General features: G+C 70.8%; 16 protein-coding genes. 6 read left to right on the top strand and 10 right to left on the bottom strand.

What is annotated here, in order from left to right; all coding sequences use genetic code 11:
- Window positions 1-63: 63 nt before the first annotated feature.
- The 3 genes from AB0M36_RS14125 to AB0M36_RS14115 form a co-directional block, all read right to left on the bottom strand.
- Window positions 64-3,837, bottom strand: coding sequence for an RHS repeat-associated core domain-containing protein (locus AB0M36_RS14125; protein WP_364156598.1), 3,774 nt, complete (start codon window positions 3,835-3,837; stop codon window positions 64-66).
- A gap of 405 nt (window positions 3,838-4,242) precedes the next feature.
- Window positions 4,243-4,935: a DUF998 domain-containing protein gene (locus AB0M36_RS14120; RefSeq protein WP_364156595.1), complete on the bottom strand. Its 693-nt coding sequence runs from the start codon at window positions 4,933-4,935 to the stop codon at window positions 4,243-4,245.
- Between the two features lie 86 nt (window positions 4,936-5,021).
- Window positions 5,022-5,489 (bottom strand): DUF4440 domain-containing protein, encoded by a 468-nt coding sequence (locus AB0M36_RS14115; RefSeq protein WP_364156593.1) that lies wholly within the window; start codon window positions 5,487-5,489, stop codon window positions 5,022-5,024.
- A 216-nt stretch (window positions 5,490-5,705) separates the two neighbouring features.
- Here AB0M36_RS14115 and AB0M36_RS14110 point away from each other — a divergent pair, with 216 nt between their 5' ends.
- Window positions 5,706-6,254, top strand: coding sequence for a TetR/AcrR family transcriptional regulator (locus AB0M36_RS14110; RefSeq protein ID WP_364156590.1), 549 nt, complete (start codon window positions 5,706-5,708; stop codon window positions 6,252-6,254).
- 104 nt (window positions 6,255-6,358) lie between these two features.
- Window positions 6,359-6,955: an SGNH/GDSL hydrolase family protein gene (locus tag AB0M36_RS14105; protein ID WP_364156588.1), complete on the top strand. Its 597-nt coding sequence runs from the start codon at window positions 6,359-6,361 to the stop codon at window positions 6,953-6,955.
- Here the strand turns inward: AB0M36_RS14105 and AB0M36_RS14100 are convergent.
- The 5 genes from AB0M36_RS14100 to AB0M36_RS14080 form a co-directional block, all read right to left on the bottom strand.
- Window positions 6,930-7,886: a hypothetical protein gene (locus AB0M36_RS14100; protein ID WP_364156585.1), complete on the bottom strand. Its 957-nt coding sequence runs from the start codon at window positions 7,884-7,886 to the stop codon at window positions 6,930-6,932. The two genes, AB0M36_RS14105 and AB0M36_RS14100, sit on opposite strands and share 26 nt — an antisense overlap.
- Window positions 7,883-8,812 carry an alpha/beta hydrolase gene (locus tag AB0M36_RS14095; RefSeq protein ID WP_364156582.1) on the bottom strand — a complete coding sequence of 310 codons (930 nt, stop codon included), beginning with the start codon at window positions 8,810-8,812 and terminating at the stop codon, window positions 7,883-7,885. Before AB0M36_RS14095 ends, AB0M36_RS14100 begins: the two co-directional genes overlap by 4 nt.
- A 98-nt stretch (window positions 8,813-8,910) precedes the next feature.
- Window positions 8,911-9,576, bottom strand: coding sequence for a response regulator transcription factor (locus AB0M36_RS14090; protein ID WP_364156580.1), 666 nt, complete (start codon window positions 9,574-9,576; stop codon window positions 8,911-8,913).
- Window positions 9,573-10,820 (bottom strand): histidine kinase, encoded by a 1,248-nt coding sequence (locus AB0M36_RS14085; RefSeq protein ID WP_364156577.1) that lies wholly within the window; start codon window positions 10,818-10,820, stop codon window positions 9,573-9,575. Before AB0M36_RS14085 ends, AB0M36_RS14090 begins: the two co-directional genes overlap by 4 nt.
- Before the next feature lie 299 nt (window positions 10,821-11,119).
- The gene (locus AB0M36_RS14080; protein WP_364156574.1) at window positions 11,120-12,121 is read right to left on the bottom strand and encodes an ArsR family transcriptional regulator; all 1,002 of its coding nucleotides are present in this window, start codon (window positions 12,119-12,121) and stop codon (window positions 11,120-11,122) included.
- 99 nt (window positions 12,122-12,220) lie between these two features.
- Between AB0M36_RS14080 and AB0M36_RS14075 the strand changes: the two genes are divergently transcribed.
- The gene (locus tag AB0M36_RS14075) at window positions 12,221-13,216 is read left to right on the top strand and encodes a lipoprotein (protein ID WP_364156571.1); all 996 of its coding nucleotides are present in this window, start codon (window positions 12,221-12,223) and stop codon (window positions 13,214-13,216) included.
- 27 nt (window positions 13,217-13,243) lie between these two features.
- Here AB0M36_RS14075 and AB0M36_RS14070 read toward each other — a convergent pair whose 3' ends face one another.
- Window positions 13,244-13,531 (bottom strand): helix-turn-helix domain-containing protein, encoded by a 288-nt coding sequence (locus tag AB0M36_RS14070; RefSeq protein WP_364156569.1) that lies wholly within the window; start codon window positions 13,529-13,531, stop codon window positions 13,244-13,246.
- Between AB0M36_RS14070 and AB0M36_RS14065 the strand changes: the two genes are divergently transcribed.
- From AB0M36_RS14065 to AB0M36_RS14055, 3 genes are all read left to right on the top strand, one after another.
- Window positions 13,530-14,132 (top strand): NAD(P)H-binding protein, encoded by a 603-nt coding sequence (locus AB0M36_RS14065; protein ID WP_364156567.1) that lies wholly within the window; start codon window positions 13,530-13,532, stop codon window positions 14,130-14,132. The genes AB0M36_RS14070 and AB0M36_RS14065 overlap by 2 nt on opposite strands.
- A complete protein-coding gene (locus tag AB0M36_RS14060; RefSeq protein WP_364156564.1) occupies window positions 14,129-14,383 on the top strand; it encodes a nitroreductase/quinone reductase family protein in 255 nt (84 codons plus the stop codon). Before AB0M36_RS14065 ends, AB0M36_RS14060 begins: the two co-directional genes overlap by 4 nt.
- A 107-nt stretch (window positions 14,384-14,490) precedes the next feature.
- Entirely contained in the window at window positions 14,491-16,128 is a 1,638-nt protein-coding gene (locus tag AB0M36_RS14055; protein ID WP_364156562.1) for a sulfatase, read from the top strand.
- 1 nt (window position 16,129) lies between these two features.
- On the opposite strand, the gene AB0M36_RS14050 is transcribed toward AB0M36_RS14055, so the two are convergent.
- A complete protein-coding gene (locus AB0M36_RS14050) occupies window positions 16,130-17,164 on the bottom strand; it encodes a beta-ketoacyl-ACP synthase 3 (protein ID WP_364156559.1) in 1,035 nt (344 codons plus the stop codon).
- Between the last annotated feature and the right edge of the window lie 116 nt (window positions 17,165-17,280).

Below are 17,280 nucleotides of genomic sequence, written 5' to 3'. Positions count from 1 at the left end.
TGGTCGCTAACCGATCTACCGGAGACCTCAACCTTTACCGATCACCGCCACGCCGCGACGACTTCAAGAGCCAGCCGTTACGAAACACGGCCTAGTGCCGAAGTCTTTGCCATCGGCTCTCCACGTGTAGGCGCGAGGGCCATGCTTCGTCTGCTTCGGGCCGCCGTTCGCTCGGCCGGTGGTTCCACACGTGTTATGTACCAGCACGGGTGTGTCTCCGGAGAGCACATAGAACGTGTGAATTCCATCGACTGTCAGGTTGATCGCGGGGGCGCTGTGTCGAGTCGCCGGCCGTAGACCGTCGACCTTGACGTGACCACCCTCAGCAGTACGGAGGAGGTCGCCGCTGTCGATCTGGTCGGCGCGCTGCCACTCCTGCTTTGTGGCGTTCCAGAATGGGTGGTCCTCAGTCGTCGTGACGTGGTCGCCGTCGATGGCCAGATCGACGACGGTGTCTTCGTGCATCCAAAGGGCTGTGACAGGCTTTGCGGTCGTTTCTCCCGTCTGTGGGTCTGTGGCCATCACCTTGTCGCCGACGCGGATGTCGGCGATGGCCTTGCGGCTGCGGTCGGCCATGAGGACACCGGTGGAGCCGGCAAAGCTGCAGAATTCGTCGGCGTCGACCTTGATGCCGGTGTTCGCTCTGGGGAGAGACTTCGCACTGCTGACCGCCTTCGCGCTGCGGGCAGCAGTGGAGGCTCCTCTAACTGCTTTGTAGCCCTTGTAGGCCAGGTGTGCTCCCTTGACCAGGCCTGCGCCGGGTATTGCCAGGGAGGCGACGGTGCCGGTGATGTTTCCGCCGGTGTACCAGGGGTTGTTCTTGATGCTGCACGTCGAGCCGGGGCTGACCATCTCCATGAACTTCGAGGTCAATCCGAACGTCACGGAATCGGCTACGCCCAGGGTGAACGCGTTCATGTTCCGGTCGAAGGTCTTGAGACCCTCCTTGACGGTGTTGACGGCGCTGCCGAACATGTCGCAGACGATGCAGAGCCCGGTCGGGTCGGTGTTCTGCAGGGGGTTGTTGTCGGCGTAGGCGTAGGGCTGCAGGGTGCTGTCGACGACGGGGTCGACGGACAGGAACTGTCCGGTTGCCGGGTCGTAGTCGCGGGCGCGCAGGTGCACGAGTCCGGTGTCGGGGTCGGTCCAGGCGCCGGTGTATCCCATGGCGCTGTCAGTGCTGCCGCCGTGAGAGAGGCGTTTTCCGTACGGGTCGTAGGTGTTTTGGCCGGTGGCGGCGCCGGTGCCGCTGGTGATCAGGCGCACGGAGCCGACGTTGTCGGTGTGCAGGTATTCGGTGGTGCCGTTGTCGGCGATCTGGGCGTACGGGGTGAGGTCGGGGCCGTACAGGTAGCGGTGGGTGCCGTCGTCGAGGATGACGGGCATGCTGCCCATGTTGGCCCAGGTGAAGGCGGTGGTGACGCCATCATGGGTACGGGTGCGGCGCAGGCCGCCTCCGTCGATGGTGTAGTCGGTGCGGGTGCCGTCGGCCGCGGTGACGCCGGTGAGGGCACCGGAATCGTTGTGGCGGTAATGCGTCGTCTTACCGCCGGCGGTGGTGGCGGTGCGGGCGCCGTTGTCGTCGTAGGAGTAGGTGGCGGTGGTCGTCCCCAGTCGGGTGGCGCTGGTGAGTTGCTGGCCGGTGTAGTTCAGGGTGGTGCCGTCGGTCAGGCCGGTGAGGTTGCCAGCCGGGCTGGTGGCGTAGTTACCAGCGTTGGTCGGACCCGCGACGGTGGTGAGCTGGCCAAGCTTGTTGAAGCCGTAGGTGCCCTGGGCGTCGGACGCCATCTGGCCGGCCTTGTCGTAGGTGTAGCTGAACGTGTCGAGGGTCGAGAGGCCCTTGGCGTGGGTGATGGACAGCGGCCGGCCGACCTTGTCGTAGGCGTAGCTGCTCGTCACCCCGTTCGGGGTGCGCTGGGCGGACATGTGCCCGTCGATGTTGTAGTCGAAGGCCGTGGTGCGGCCCGCCCAGTCGGTGGCCGAGGTCATCTGACCGTTGCCGTCGTAGCCGTAGGTGACCTTGTCGCCGCTGGGATAGGTCAGGGCGGCGAGGCGCCCCGCTTTGTCGTAGCTGTAGCCGACGGTGTCGCCGCCGCTGCGGGCGCTGCGGGCCAGGCGGCCGGCGTCGTCGTAGGTGTAGGTGGTGGTGCCGGTGTCGTCGGTCATCGTGGTGCGCTGACCGGCGTCGTCGTAGCCGTAGGTGACGTCGGTGGTGGTCGCGGCGCTGTGCTCGATGCGGTGGGTGTCGCCGGCGTCGGTGTAGGTGATGGTGACGGTGTTGTCGTCCGGCTGGGTGACGGTGAGCGGCCGGCCCGCGTCGTCGTAGCTGTAGCGGGTGATCAGCCCGCCCGGCTGGGTGCGCGTGATGCGCAGGCCGGCGTCGTTGTAGGCGTAGGTCGTCTCGTGACCGTCGGGGTCGGTCACCTTCACCAGTTGGCCGTCGTCGTCGTACTTGTGCTTGGTGGTGGTGATGGTGTCGGCGGCGGTGATGGTGTCGAGTTGCTTGTCGGCGGTGTAGCTCTGCTTGGTGACCCGGCCCAGCGGGTCCTCGGTGGCGATGAGCTGCCCCGCCGCGTCGTAGGTGTACTTGGTGGTGTGGAGGTTGGCGTCGGTCGAGCTGATCACTTGGCCGGCGGCGTCGTAGGCGGTGCTGTTCTTGGCGCCCGAGGGCAGCTCCGTGCTGAGCAGACGTCCGTCGGCGTCGTAGGTGTACTTGGTGGTGTTGAGGTTGGGATCGGTGGCGCTGGTACGCAGGCCCAACGCGTTGTACTTGAAGCTGGTCTTGCCGGCCGGGCCGGACACCTCGGCGACCTGCCCACCGGCGGTGTAGGTGGTGGTCGTGGTCGCCTTGTCGGGCCCGGTCACCGAGGTGACGCGGCCCAGGGCGTCGTAGGTGGTGGTGGTCGTCCTGTCATCGGGGCCGACGACGCTGAGCTGGTTGCCGTCGGCGTCGTAGGTGTAGCGGGTGGTCCGGTCTCCCGGTGCGGTGACCGTCAGGACCCGGCCGACCTCGTCGAAGGTGCTGCTGGTGGTGCGCTCGGTCGCGTCGGTGGTGGCGATCGGCTGACCAGCGCTGTTGTAGGCGACCTTGCTGACCGTGTCGTCGGGCGCGGTGGTGGCGGTGAGCAGCCCCGCCTCGTTGTGGTCGTACTTGGTCAGCGCGCCGCCAGGGGATTCCTCGGTGGCCAGGGTGCCGTCGGGGTTGTAGGTGAAATGCCGCGTGAGCTCTCCAGCACTCTTAGTGGACAACAGGTCGCCGACGGCGTTGTAGGTGTAGTTGACGGTCCGCTCCGAGGCATCGGTGACGGACGTGACCTGGTTGAGCTCGTTGTAGGTCCACTTCGCGGTGCGGAGCAGGGCGTCGGTCTGGCTGACCTTGTTGCCCTGCTTGTCGAACACCGACTTGACGGTCTTGCCGAGCGGATCGGGGACCGCGGTCGTGTTACCCGCCGCGTCGACCTCGTACAGCCAGGTCTGCGCCATCGGGGTGCCCGCAGCGGCGGTCCTCTTGGTGAGGTAGCCGTCGGTGTACTCATTGATGGTGACGGTGTCGTCCGGGTTCGTCACCCTGGTCGAGCGGACACCGGCGGTTCCTGCCGACGCTTGGCTGTAAGCCATCTCGGTGACCTGCTCGAGCTGGTCCTTCTGACGAACGACGCGGCCCGCACCGTCATAGGTGTTGACCAGAACTCCGCCGCCGGCCTTGAGGACGTACAGCATGCGGTTGCCGCTGTCGTAGCCAAAGCGGGTGGCCTCGCCGTCGACCGCGACGACACCGGTCAGCCGACCGGTGGTGTCATAGCCGTATTGAATGCGGCGCCCCGCCGAGTCCTGCACGGCGGTGATGTGGCTGCCGGTCCAGGTGAACGTCAGCTCACGGCCTCCCGAGCCCGCGGCGGTGATCAGCCGGTGTCCGTGTCGTAGCCGAAGGTGATGGCGTTGCCGTGGACGTCCTGTACTGCGGTCAGTCGCCCGGCCGCGCTGAAGGTCATGACCTCTTGCGCTCGCCGGGTGAACGATCGGCACCCGGCGGTTGGCCGATGCACGCAGATGCCGCATCGCGCAGAACCGTGCACCACGTGAGTAACACCAGTCCCTGGCCTGGCGGCCCACTGCCGGGCAGTTACTTCCGCCTCACCGACTTCTTCTCAGTTTCGGCGAATCACGGTTCGCGGCCCGCGCCGATGCCGACCGCCCGTGCGCTGGGGTGCGCCGGGTGCGGGGACGATGCATCCGGCCACATCACGGTTGAGTACGGCGTGAGATGACCCGCGCCGCGGCGATCTGCCAGGTGGCGTACGAGAGGACGAGTGCTCGTTCCGGCCATCCGATCGGGGTGTCCGGGCCGAAGCCGTCGTCGCCGAGCAGGATGGCCTGGGCGGTCATGAACAGGACCAGCGCGACGGCGGGGAGCGCGGCGGTGTACCGCAGGAGGCGTCCGGCGCCCGGGAACCCGCTGTCGCGGGTGAGGCCGAGATTGACCAGCAGTGCCGCGACGGGCAGAAGCATGAGTGCGAGGCCGGCGCCGAGGCCGTGCAGCGTGCCGGTGGTGGACAGCTGATCCTGCGGGGTGTCGATCGGGTCGGTGACGAAGATGCCACCGATGAGCGTGCCGACGGCTACGAGCGTCAGGATGAGCGCGCCGGCCCGGGGGAGCATCTTCCGGGGTTCGGCGAGGACCGCGACCGCGAGGGCGCCGTAGCTCACGGCGGAGAGCAGGAACGCGGTCACCATGAGCCAGCCGTGCTCGCCGATCGCGTACTCGCTGGTGGTCTGCCAGCTCGGCGACACGTCGGGCCGGACCACGTGGATCAGCACCAGGAGTGTCAGGAACGCGATGCCCGAGGTCAAGGACACGGTGGCCGCGCGGACCGACAGCATCCGTCTCGCCGGCGTGGGCGTCGACCGGTGGGCGATGGAGGGTGTGGGAGTCATGACGCACTTCCTTCCGGAGCCGGAGGGCTCCCTCGGGAGGTGGTCGAGGCTGTGTCGCGACTCTCGACATCCCGTGCCGAGCAGTTTCAGGCGGCCGGATGCGGAGGCAGGGCGCTGGTCGCTGGTCCGATCGGCGTGTTCTGCGCGGCGGCCAGCCACCATCGGCCGTCGCGTTCGATCAGTACGTAGAGGGCCATCTCGGAGAAGCCGTCCACAGCGAGCGCCTGCCGGCGGATGTGTGTCACGACGACGCCGGGCGCGGGTGCCAGAACCGACACGACCTCGAACCGCGACGCCGGGGCAGGTGGGGGTGTCGGCGGCGTCGACTGGTTCATCAATCGGTGGTGAATCGCGTTCAACGTCTTGTACCCCGTCACGGTCGCCCCGTAAGGACTGCCCCAGAGGATGTCGGCGGCGAACCAGGCGTCGTAGAGGTCTGCGTCCATGGCCTCCCCGCCTCGTTGTAGCTGCGCCGCCAAGGCCGCGGCGACATCTTCCGCGGCGGCGCGAGCCGTCGAATCGTCTAGTGCGACCCGTTGCGTGGTCTCGTCCATTGGTCGCTCCTCGCTATCGATGCCATGCATGCGACAGACGCTAGAAGCTCAACCAATGTTGAAGTCAAACCGTCACTCGAGGCACCTCTGCTCGTCGGCGGCGAGGGCCAGGTAGGTTACCTTGCCGTCTCGTACATGCCGAGTTTGAGCGGGCCCAGCCCGGTCGGCCCCAACACCGTCTTGTAAGTAAGTGCTTACAACCCATATCGTGGCCGCATGGGTACTGAGCGCGGGACGGCAGCGAAGCGACGCGCCGATGCGGTCGCGGCCGGCATGGGTGTCTTCGCCCACCAAGGGCTTACGACAGCGGCTATCCAGCAGATCGCGGACGAGGTCGGCGTCTCGCAGCCTTACGTGTTCCGGCTGTTCGGCAGCAAGCAGGCGATCTTTCTGGCGTGCGTCGACGAGTTGGAGGTGCGCATCCGCGGCGTGTTCCGCCGGGCCGCGGCCGCGTCTCCGGACGATCCGCTGCGGGCGATGGGCGCCGACTTTCGGGACCTGATCGCCGACGGGGTCATCAGCGGCCTGTGGTTACAGGCGTGCGCCATCGCACGCGCCGACGAAACAGTGGCGGCGCGCTGCCGAGCCCTCATCTGCGGCGTACTCGAAGAAGCGGAGCGGTTGACCGCGGCGACACCGGAAGACCTGGCGCGGTTTCTGGCGAACGGCGCGCTTGTGACGGTCTTGCAGGCGGTGGGAGCGGACCTGACCGGCGGTAGCCAGGCCGCCGTCAACTCCCTGCGGGCGGAAACGGTGAGCTCATGAACCCGCTCATGCTGCCTGTTGTCGCCGCACAGGGGTTGTGGGTGCGTTTCACGACCCCGGTGGTTCCGCCGGCAGCCGGCCCTACGACCGGAGCGGTGGGAGACATGTCCGGGCCGCCTGTGCGCATCGCGGTCGTGGGCGAGTCCACCGCGGCGGGCTGCGGTGTGGACACCCACGATGACGGGTTCGCCGGACAACTGGCGCGCGAGATCGCCGCCCTGACTCGCCGACCCGTCACCTGGGAGATCATCGGGCAACACGGTGCTACCGCCCATCGCATCCGGCACCGACTGCTGCCCCGGCTCGGTGCGGGCCTGGATGTCGCCGTAGTCCTTGCCGGTGTCAACGACGTGCTCAGCCGCCGTACGCTCGCGCAGTGGGGTGATGATCTCGGTGGCATCGTCGACGACCTCGCGGGTCGTGCCGAACGTGTCGCGGTGACCGGCATCCCGCCCTTCGACGAATTCCCGGCGCTGCCGGGCACGCTGCGCCGCTACCTCGCCCGGCGCGGCAGCGCTCTCGACGCCGTGGCCCGGCAGGTCTGCGCCGAGCGACCACGGTCGACGTGGATCGGCTCGACCGGCGTGGCGGTAGGCGCGGATTTCTTTGCCGGGGACCGCTTCCATCCCTCGGCTCTCGGTTACGGCCACTGGGCCAGAACCGTGGCAGCGCACCTCACGGACCCGAACCGCGCCGGGTGAACGGATGCATGGCGTGGACCAGCGCGACCAGCCCGAGGGCAAGCACTGGCAGCCAGGCCAGACGCGCCGCCAGCCAGGGCCCGTCCGGAGAGGTGTGCAAGCCCGGCACCGGCGTCCCGCCGGACAGTTGGAGGGCGACGACCGTGAGCACCACGAGGACGCTCTGGTGCCAGAGATAGAGGGGCAACGCCGCCCGGTTCAGGGCGGTGATGGGCCGCCACCCGCCCGGTGTGGACAGCCATCTGGCCAGGGCCGGGCGGGCGAGCAGCGCGGCGCCCACCAGGGCCGCGCCCAGAGCCATCGTCATCAGCGAGGGCGGGTCGGCGCCGACGAGCACCACCAGCGCGGCTACGCCGCCCAGCGTCAGCGTCAGGGCCGCGCGAGGTCCGAGCCGGTCGGCGGCGCTCAGCTGACCCCACAGATAGGGCACAACGTACGCGGCGAGGGTTCCGGCGTCCGGCGCGGCGACCACCGCCACCGCGCCGGCGATGGCGATGGCGATCCAGGCCGGGACGGGGTGTCGGCCCAGCCACCGGGCCGGGCGTGCCACCAGGGTGAGGACGGCGAGCACGACAGCCGGCCAGAGCGGACTCACCGCCAGCTTCCCGGCGGTGTACAACGACCGCTCCGGCGCACCGGCGACCGTCCCGGCGATCAGAGCCACCGTGACCAGGCAGACGAGAGCGACGACCGGCCACACCAGGCGCCGGACGCTGGTCGCTCCCGTCGGCGCGGCCGCGCCGGCGCGGCCGTTGGCGAAACCCTCGGCGAAGAAGTAGACCCAGGTCAGCGAGGCTATGCCTGGCCACACAAGGCTGCCCGTGCGCAGGACGCCGTCCGGGCCCAGGACGGCAGCGGTCATCAGCCAGTCGCCGACCACCACACCGACGAGAGCCAGCACCCGCAGCGCGTCCATTCCCCGGTCCGTCATGCGTCCCCACCCACAGCCGCGTCGGCGAGGACGCGGGCCTGCTGTCCGAGGACCACCCGGGCGATGGCGGGCAGAGTGGCCGCTCCCGGCACGAGGTATCCGTCGTGGCCGGTGACGCCGTCCGTCGGCAGCGGGCGGGCGCCGAACGCCGCGCTCGCCGGACGGGGACCGTGGCCGACGGTGCCGACGCGGATTCCGGGAACCCGACGGATCCAGTCCGTCGGCGCCTCCGCCGCCCAGACCCGTGCGGTGGTGTGCAACTCCCGCACGGAGGAGGCGTCCATGCCGGGGCTGCCGATCGCCACGAGGTCCGACACCTGCCGGGGGAGCCGGTCGGCGGCGATACCGAGAACCACGGTCCCGTAGCTGTGCCCCACCAGGGTGACCGTGGCGGCCGGGCGTTGCCCGGCGAGCCAGGTGAGGAAGGTCAGGAGCCGGTCGGCGCCGGCGGCCGCCAGCGTGGAGCGGGCCGCGTCCAGGACCGGGTCCTCGGGTGCGTGGTATCCGAGCCAGGCGACCACGGCCGTCCGCGCCGCCGGGTCCTCGGTGCGCAACTGGACCGCGACTGCCCGGGCCTGGGCGGCGGGCGCGCGGCGGGCGGCCGGGCCCGGTGGCCGGTCAAATACGGTCAGGCCGGTCCCGGCGCCCGGAACCAGCACCGCGATCCGGTCGGCCGTCGCCAGGTCGCCGAGCACTTCCACCGCGGTTCCATCCGTACGGTCGAAGTGCAGGAACTGCCGCGTCGGCCCGGACCAGTCGGCGTACGGTGACCCGGCGGCTCGCAGCACGGCCTGGTTGACCCGGTAGGCCGTCACCGGGGAGGACGGCCACACCACGGTGGGTGACGTGGTGGACGCGGTCACGGGGGCCACGAGTCCCAGGCCCATCACTACCGCGGTCGTTCCCTGAACCACCTGTCGCCACATGTGCATGCCTCACTGTTCGAGCCGATGCACAAAGATCCGTCGGTGGAGTACTACGCGACGTCCCCCCAGGAAACGATCTCCGGAGTAGCTCTCTGGAGCTACTCGCCGATCACCACCAGACCCGACTCGTACGCCAGGACTACCGCCTGCGCCCGGTCGCGCAGCCCGAGTTTGCCGAGGATCCGGCCCACGTGGGTCTTGACGGTCTGCTCGGCGACGACGAGGTCGGCCGCGATCTCGGCGTTGGAAAGGCCGCGCGCGATCAGCCGCAACACCTCGGTCTCGCGGGGGGTGAGCGCGTCCAACGACACCGGCCGGGTCCGCCGCGCCGGCCGGGTGGCGAACTCGGCGATCAGGCGCCGGGTCACCGACGGGGCGAGCAGCCCCTCGCCCGCCGCGACCACCCGTACGGCGTGCACCAGGTCAGCGGCGGGAGCGTCCTTGAGCAGAAAGCCGCTCGCTCCCGCCCGCAACGCTTCGTACACGTAGTCGTCGAGGTCGAACGTGGTGAGGATCAGCACCCGCGGCCCGGTCTCGCGGGCGGGACTGCCCAGCAACTGCCGGGTCGCGGCCAACCCGTCCAGAACCGGCATCCGTACGTCCATCAGCACCACGTCCGGAGCCAGGCGCCGCGCCGCCTCCACCGCCTGCGCGCCGTCGGCGACGGCCCCGACGACCGCCAGGTCGCTCTGGGCCGCGAGCAGGCTGCCGAAGCCCTCCCGGACCATGGCCTGGTCGTCGGCGATGAGTACCCGGATCGTCACTGCCGCACCTCCTCGTCGCCCGGTTGGTCGTACGGCAGGCTCGCCCGCACGGCGTAGCCACCGTCCGCGGTCGGCCCGGCGGTGAAGTCCCCGCCGAGCAGCACCGCGCGTTCGCGCATCCCGGTGAGTCCGTGACCCTCCGGGTTCTCCGCCGGCGGACCACCGGGGGCGGCGGCGTTGTACACCCGTACGGCAAGCTCGCGGTGCCCGGGCAGAACCTGGACGGTGACGGGCGCGCCGGCGGCGTGCCGCGCGGCGTTCGCCATGGCCTCCTGGACGATGCGGTAGCCCGCCAGCGCCACCGGCTCCGGCGCCCGGGCGATCTCCGCCGGTTCGGGCGGCAGGTAGTGCAGCCGCATCCCGGCGCGGCGGGCGCCGTCGACGAGCTCGTCGAGAAGGTCGAGACCGGGCTGGGGCGCGAGCTCGGGTGGGCCGTCCGGGCTGCGCAGGACGCCGAGCAGGCGGCGCATGTCGGTCAGGGCTTCGCGGGCGGCCTCGGCGAGCTGGACGAACTCACTCGACACCGGCTCGGAAAGCCCGTCGAGGCGGTACGGCGCGGTTTCGGCCCGCACCGCGATCATCGACATGTGGTGGGCGACCACGTCGTGCATCTCGCGCGCGATGCGGGTGCGTTCCTCCAGCACCGCCCGATCCGCCCGCGCCTGCTCGCTGACCTGAGCGTGCGCGACCAGCGCCCGCTCGGCCCGGTACGAGTTGCGCAGCAGGACGGCGAACCCGTAGGTCACCCCTCCGGCGAGGATCCCGTTCACCAGCTCGGGCCGGACCATCGTGCTCAGCAGCAGCAGGGGGACCACGGTCAGGATCCCGAAAGCGAACAGCGTCTCCCGCTCGGCGCGGATGAGGATCGTGCCCAGCACGAGCAGCCCGACAATGAGGGACGCGACGTTCCACGGCGCGGTCGGCGCCCCGATCGCGGCGTACAGGCCGGCCATCGTCGCGACCATCCACAGCCGCCAGGCGGCGACCGGGCGGAAGGCGACGATCTGCGCCGGCGCCACCGACAGGATCGCCAGCAGCCACACCGTGCCCAGTTGGAGGTCCCAGCCGGAACTGGAAGTCTGAGCGACGATGGTGGTGACGCCGAACAGCACCGGAGGGCCGCCGTAGGCGATCACCTGTCGCCATCTGGTGCCGATGGCGGGAGCCGGCGGCAGGTCGGGGCCCACGAGAACGCGGCGCAGGGCGCGCGGGAACGAGGTTCGAGGTCGGGGCTGAGTCTTCATCGCGGGGGAAGGCTAACCCACGGTGTCGCGGATCTTCGTTTGTTGCCCGAGGCTCACGGCAAAGGCGAACGGCCCTCCAAGGGGGGACTGGAGGGCCGTTCGGGCGCCGGGTGCCGCCCCGCGTCGGTCCCGACGGGTCAGACGCGTCCTACCTTCTCCTCGGTGGCGGGACGCCGGTCTGTCGGCCCGGGCCGGCTCGTTTCGTTGGGAAGACGCGCATGCGTGCACGCTATGGGCAGCGGCCGGCTCAGGCGATCAAATCGGTCCTGGCCGAATCCTCCCCGCGCGGGCGTCAGGTGTCAGGCGACGTGCGCGCGGCCCGTGGCCCTGTCGAACAGGTCGAGCAGGCCACGGCCGGAGTCGGTCAGGCGGTAGTAGACGCGGCGGCCGACGCGGTGGCGGCTGACCACGTCTGTCGACACCAGCACCGACAGGTGTTCCGAGATGGTGCTGGGCGCGGCGGCGAGCCGGGCCGCCAGTTCGTGTGTCGTCGTCGGTTCGGCCAGTTGGCGCAGGAGCGCCGCACGGCCCCGGCCGACCAGCACGTCGAGGCGGTCGTCGGGCACGGCGGGTCTGTCGCGGGTCTCGGCCAACGCTGCGGCGCCTCGGACCTGGAAGGGAAGCGTCAGCAGGTCCGGGTCGTCGTCGCCGATGATGATTCCATTGTCGGCGAAGACCAGCGGGACCAGTTGCAGGCGCCGAACGCCAGCCGCGAAGTCCAGCTCGAGGGGCTTGTCCAGCTCCAGCTGGGGACTGCGCCAGGTGATGCGCGAATGCAGGTCCTCGAAGAGAGCTTCCGCGCCGACCTGCGCCATCGCCTTCGCGCGGTGCATCACCTCGCCGTCGGTCAGTGCCTGCACGGTCGGCCAGATCGGCTTCATGGCGCCCTCCCAGTAGGCGGCGAAGGCGTCGGCCAGGCGGTGCAGGGCGAGCTCGGGGTCGCGCCGGTAGGGCATCAGGTGTTCGGGCACCCGGTCGCCGTAGTAGTGATCGAGCTGCTCGTGGACCTCGCGCGCGGGGGTCTTCCGGAGCCGGGCCAGCTCGGCGGTCAACGTGTTGGCGCCGGGTTGTGGTGTCTGGCAGAGGAAGCTCGGGAAGCCGCGACTCAGTTCGCCGAAGACGTTCAGCGGCAGCGTGCGATCGTCGCGCCGAAGGACCTGCCGCGCCGCGACGGCCCAGCCGTCGTACGGCCACCGCGCCCCGTGGCGCAGCAGGAACAGGCTTGCCACCAGCTCTCTGAGCGGACTGGTCGTCACCACGGTGGCGCCCAGTACGGCGTCGTCGACTTCGATCTTGATCACTGCCACCCCCCGCTGCCGGCCGGCCGATAGACTACCGCCGATTCCGCCCGGCTTTTCCCGGTGGCGGTGGGTGGCGTGCGCGTCTAAGCTCCGGACCCCGTGAAGATCACGATGATGCATGGACGGCGACGGGGAGTCGCGGCGGCGGCCGCGGCCATGTCGGTCCTGTTGCTGAGCGCCTGCAAGAGCACCGAAACGACGCCGGCGGGCGCGCCCGCCTCGTCGAGCGCGTCCGCGACGGCGGACCGGACGCGGGAATGCACGACCGCGACGGACTCGTTCCGCAAGCTGATCGCGGACCTGCTGATGGCGGGTGCGGGCGCCGAGGACGACAAGGAACACACCGCGGCCCGCAAGGCCCTCACCGACTACGCCAGCACGGCGCGCGGGGAGGCGGCCAAGGTGACCGATCCCGCCCTGCGCGCCGGCGTGGAGCAGCTCGCCGCGGCGGCGGAGAAGCTGTCCAAAGCGGCGGATCCCACCAACCTCGACAACCCCGACATGAAAAAGGCCGCCGGCGAGATCGAGAAGGTCTGTGCGGACGCTCTCACTCCGAGTGCCCCGCCCGGCACGCCCACCGTACGGCTGGGGGCCGCGGGTAGCCCGTGCGAGCTTCCCGTGTCGTTCGACCTGGTCGCGCTCTGGAAGCCCAAGGCCGTCGACGTCGCCCAGCTCGGCGAACTCGCCAGCCTGTATCGCAACGGCCCCTTCGAGGCGGTGTGCGAGGTGGACCCCAAGCCGGCCGGTGAGCTCGGCATGATGCGGGTCTTCACCTCGAAGACCGCCGCCGGCAGCCCGCGCGCCAGCCTCGAAGCGTTCGTCGCCGGAGACTCTCTGGAAGCCCGCAAGGCCGGCAACTACGAGGTCAAGAAGATCAAGTACACCGAGCTGACCCTCGGCGGGCAGCCGGCCGCCGAGGTGACCTGGGAGCCGTACAACAAGGCGCTGGACCACGCGAGCAAGTACTCGGCGTTCGCCCTGAACACGGCGCGCGGCGCCGTCGTGGTGAAGATTTCACCGTTCGGGGCCGACGAGCATGTCAACCTGCTGCCCGCCTACGAGCTCGCCAAGAAGTCGCTGACGGTCAACAGTTAAGCGGAGCGCGCCCCGCGCGGCCGCGGTTCAGGAAGCCGCGGCGGCCGCCATTGGCGTGAGCAGGCTGCGGCCGAGCGGGGTCAGCTCGTACTCGACGCGGCGCGTCGGACCCGGGTGGATGGTGCGCCCGATCAGGCCGTCGCGTTCCAAGGCCCGCAGTGACTTGGTGAGCGCCTTCGCGGTGATGCCGCGCAGCGGGACCCGTAGCTCTGAGAAGCGCCGGGGTCCGTGTTCCAGGCATCGGATGACCATGTCGGCCCACTTGTCGCCGACCCGGAACGGTGAGAGGTCGGAGGGGCAGACCGGGTCGAACATGTCGGGGTCGAGGGGTGTCCGCGAGGCACGCCGACGCGATCATCAGGTCACCGCGGTCGTCCGCGACCCCGGCGGGCACGGCGACCTGGCGGCCGACGGCGTACGCCTGGTGGCCGGGGACGTGACCGACGCCGCCGGCGTCGCCCGGGTCGCGGCGGGGCACGACGCCGCGATCAGCGCCGTCTTCGATCCGGCGGCGGCCACCAGTGCCTTCTACGCCGACGCCCACCACGCCCTGCTCGGCGGGCTGTCCCGCGCCGGGGTGGCACGGCTGCTGGTGGTGGGGCTGGCATCGGTACTTCAGACCGAACACGGGACGGCGCTCATGGACACGCCCGGCTATCCCCAGCAGTACCGCTCGTTCTATCTGGACCATGCCGCCGGCGTACGGATGCTGCACTCCGCGGGCGGCGCGGTGGACTGGCTGGTCGTCAGTCCCGCCGGTGACTTCCACCAGGACGGCGCGCGCACCGGGCGCTACCGTGCGGCGACGGCCGACCCGGCCAGCCGGGTCTCCTACGCCGACCTCGCCGTCGCCTTGATCGACGAGATCGACGCTCCCGCCCACCACCGGACCCACCTGGGCGTCGAGGCCGCATGACGGGCGAGCGGATCGTCGACAGCCCGCACCCCTGGGTCGCCGAGCACATCCGGCGTTTCGAGCAGACCGGCGGCACCATCCAGGTCCGGGACCAGACCCTGGCGGCTCGCGCGCGAACCGCCACCGCGCGGGAGCGGCCACGGCTGTGGCGCCTGCTGACCGCCATGTCGCCTTCCTACCGGGAGTATCAGCGGGCGACCGCGAGAGAAATCCCCGTGGTGGTGATCGAACCCCGTTCCCGATCGGCGTGACCTGTGCCGCAGCGGGGGACCGGCGTCGTGCGGTCTTGTGGCGCGGACGCGAGCATAAGGTTGTCCGGAGCTACGTTCTCGCCCCCATGTACTAAGGATTGCCTGTTTTGTCTCGTCCGCGCCGCCTCGCCGCGGGGGTCGTCACCGGCCTCGCCGCGCTTCTCGTCTTCCTCGCCCTCGTGGTGCCCGAGCAGATCACCCGGCTGCCCGCCGGCGCGTCGCCGTGGGCCGCGTTGGTGCGGGTGCCCGTCGAGGCGCTGCTCGCCGCCGCGGTGTTGCTGGTGTTGCCGGGGCGGGCGCGGGTCGTGGCGGCGAGCGTGATCGGCGCGGGGCTCGGCCTGCTGACCGTCCTGAAGGTCGTGGACGTGGGGTTCATGACGGTGCTGGCCCGCCCGTTCGATCCGGTGATGGACTGGCCGCTGTTCGCCGACGCGTACCGTTTCGTCCGGGATTCTTTCGGGACCGCGGGTGCCGTCGGCGCGGCCGTCGGTGCAGTGGCGCTGGTGGTCGGCGTTCTCGCCGGCATGGTTTTCGCCGTGCGGCGGCTGGCCGAGGTCGGGGCCCGGCACGACGGTGTGGCCCGCGCGGGCGTGGGCGTCGCCGCGGTGGCGTGGCTGGCGCTGGCCCTGCTCGGCACGTCGCTGGTCCCGGGCATTTATGTCGCCTCCGACAGCGCCGCCGTGCTGGCCCGCGAGCAGGTGCTGCGGGTTCCCGCCGCCGCCCACGACCGTCAGGTGTTCGCGTCGGAGGCCGCCTCCGACGCGTTCCGGGACGTCCCGCCCGCCTCGCTGCTCACCGGCCTGCGGGACAAGGATGTGATCTTCGCGTTCGTGGAGAGCTACGGCCGCTCGGCGATCGAGGATCCCCGAATGGAGCGGGAGGTCGGCGCGGTGCTGTCGGCCGGCACCGCCGAGCTGCGCGACGCGGGCTACGGCGCCCGCAGCGGCTTCCTGACCTCGCCGACGACGGGCGGTGGGAGCTGGCTGGCCCACGCGACGCTGCATTCCGGGGTGTGGGTCGACAACGAGCAGCGCTACCGCTCCCTGGTGTCCACCGACCGGTTCACCCTCACCGGCGCGTTCCAGAAGGCGGGCGCCTGGCGGACCGTCGGCGTCGAGCCCGGCATCACGTTCGACTGGCCGGAGAGCCGGTTCTACGGCTTCGACCATCTGTACGACTCGCGCACGCTGGGCTATCAGGGGCCGTCGTTCGGCTGGGCGCCGGTGCCCGACCAGTTCACCCTGCGGGCGTTCACCGACTTGGAGTACGCCCGCGCCGGCCGGGGACCGCTGATGGCCGAGGTCACGCTCGTGTCCAGCCACACGCCGTGGGCGCCGCTCCCGTCGCTGATCGGCTGGGACGAGATCGGTGACGGCTCGGTGTACCGCGAGCAGCACGCCCGGGGCCGCAAGGCCGGCGAGGTGTGGGAGGACCCCGATCGCATCCGTGCCGAGTACGCCGCGTCCGTCGCGTACTCGATCGGCAGTCTGGTGTCCTGGGTCCGCGAGTACGGCGACGACGATCTCGTGCTGGTGTTCCTCGGCGACCACCAGCCGGCGCCGATCGTCGTCGGGGACGAGGCGAGCCACGACGTGCCGGTGACGATCGTCGCGCACGACCGTAAGGTGCTGGATCGGGTCGCCGACTGGGGCTGGACCGACGGGCTCGAGCCCGACCCGGGGGCGCCGGTGTGGCGCATGGACACGTTCCGCGACCGGTTCCTGACCACCTTCGGCACGCGCTGACCTACTGCTCGGTCAGCACCGCCTCCACGCCGGGCCAGGTCAGCAGCGTCGACCCCCAGGTCAGGCCGCCGCCGAAGGAGGTCATCAGCAGCCGGTGGCCGGCGGACAGCGACCCCCGCAGGACGGCGTCGGCCAGGGCCAGCGGGATCGACGCCGCGCCGGTGTTGCCGACGGTGGCGACGTTGCCGAGCCGGCGTTCCTCGCCGACCCCGACCTCCTCGGCGACCCGGTCGAGGATCCGCTGGTTGGCCTGGTGCGCCACGAACCGGTCCACGTCGGCGACGGCGACGCCCGCCGCGTCCAGCACGCGGCGCGAGGAGCGGGTCATGTGGATCACCGCGCGGCGGTAGACCTCCTGCCCGGACACCGCCCAGTAGAGATCGTCGTCCGGGTCGTCGCTCGGGCAGCCGGCGGCGCCGCGGGCCCGCTGGCGGCTGCCGCCGGACTCGATGCGGATCAGGTCGGCCTGGCCGCCGTCGCTGCCCAGGTCGAACGGGCCGACGGCGCCGGGCTCGTCCGGGCTGCCGGCGCGCAGCAGCACCGCGCCCGCGCCGTCGCCGAACAGGATCGCCGGGCCCCGGTCCTGCGGGGTCCGGCGCAGGAAGTACGAGTTGGTCTCCGCGCCGACCAGCAGCACCCGCTGGGCGATTCCGGCCGCGATCAGGCCGGCGCACGTCGCCAGCCCGTACACGAAGCCGCTGCACACGGCGGCGAGGTCGAAGGCGGCGGCGGGGGCGACGCCGGCCCGCCAGGCGACCTCGGGGGCGGTCGCGGGGCTGAGCCGGTCCGGGGTGGTGGTGGCCACGACGACCGCGTCGGCGGTGTCCGTCCCGGCCGACTTGAGGGCGTTGCGGGCGGCCGTGCTCGCCAGGTCCGCGGTGGTGGTGCCGGGGTCGACGACGTGGCGTCGGGTGATCCCGGTGCGTCGGCGGATCCACTCGTCGGTGACGCCGAGGTCGGCTTCCAGCTCCGTGTTAGGCACCGTACGGGCCGGCAGCACCGCGCCCAGGCCCTCGACTACGGCCGCTGTCTGCATGCTCTCTCCTTCGCACCGTGGGACATCGCCCACCCAAGAATGGTCTGCGTCCCGGCGAATCGGAGCACCGATACACACCGCCGGACCCGAAATCCGCCATCCGTGGCTGTCCGGGC

The sequence above is a fragment of the Actinoplanes sp. NPDC051346 genome (genome assembly GCF_040682215.1).
GTDB lineage: Bacteria > Actinomycetota > Actinomycetes > Mycobacteriales > Micromonosporaceae > Actinoplanes.
Note: the sequence above shows the minus strand (reverse complement) of the source record. Positions and strands in the feature narration are given on the sequence as shown.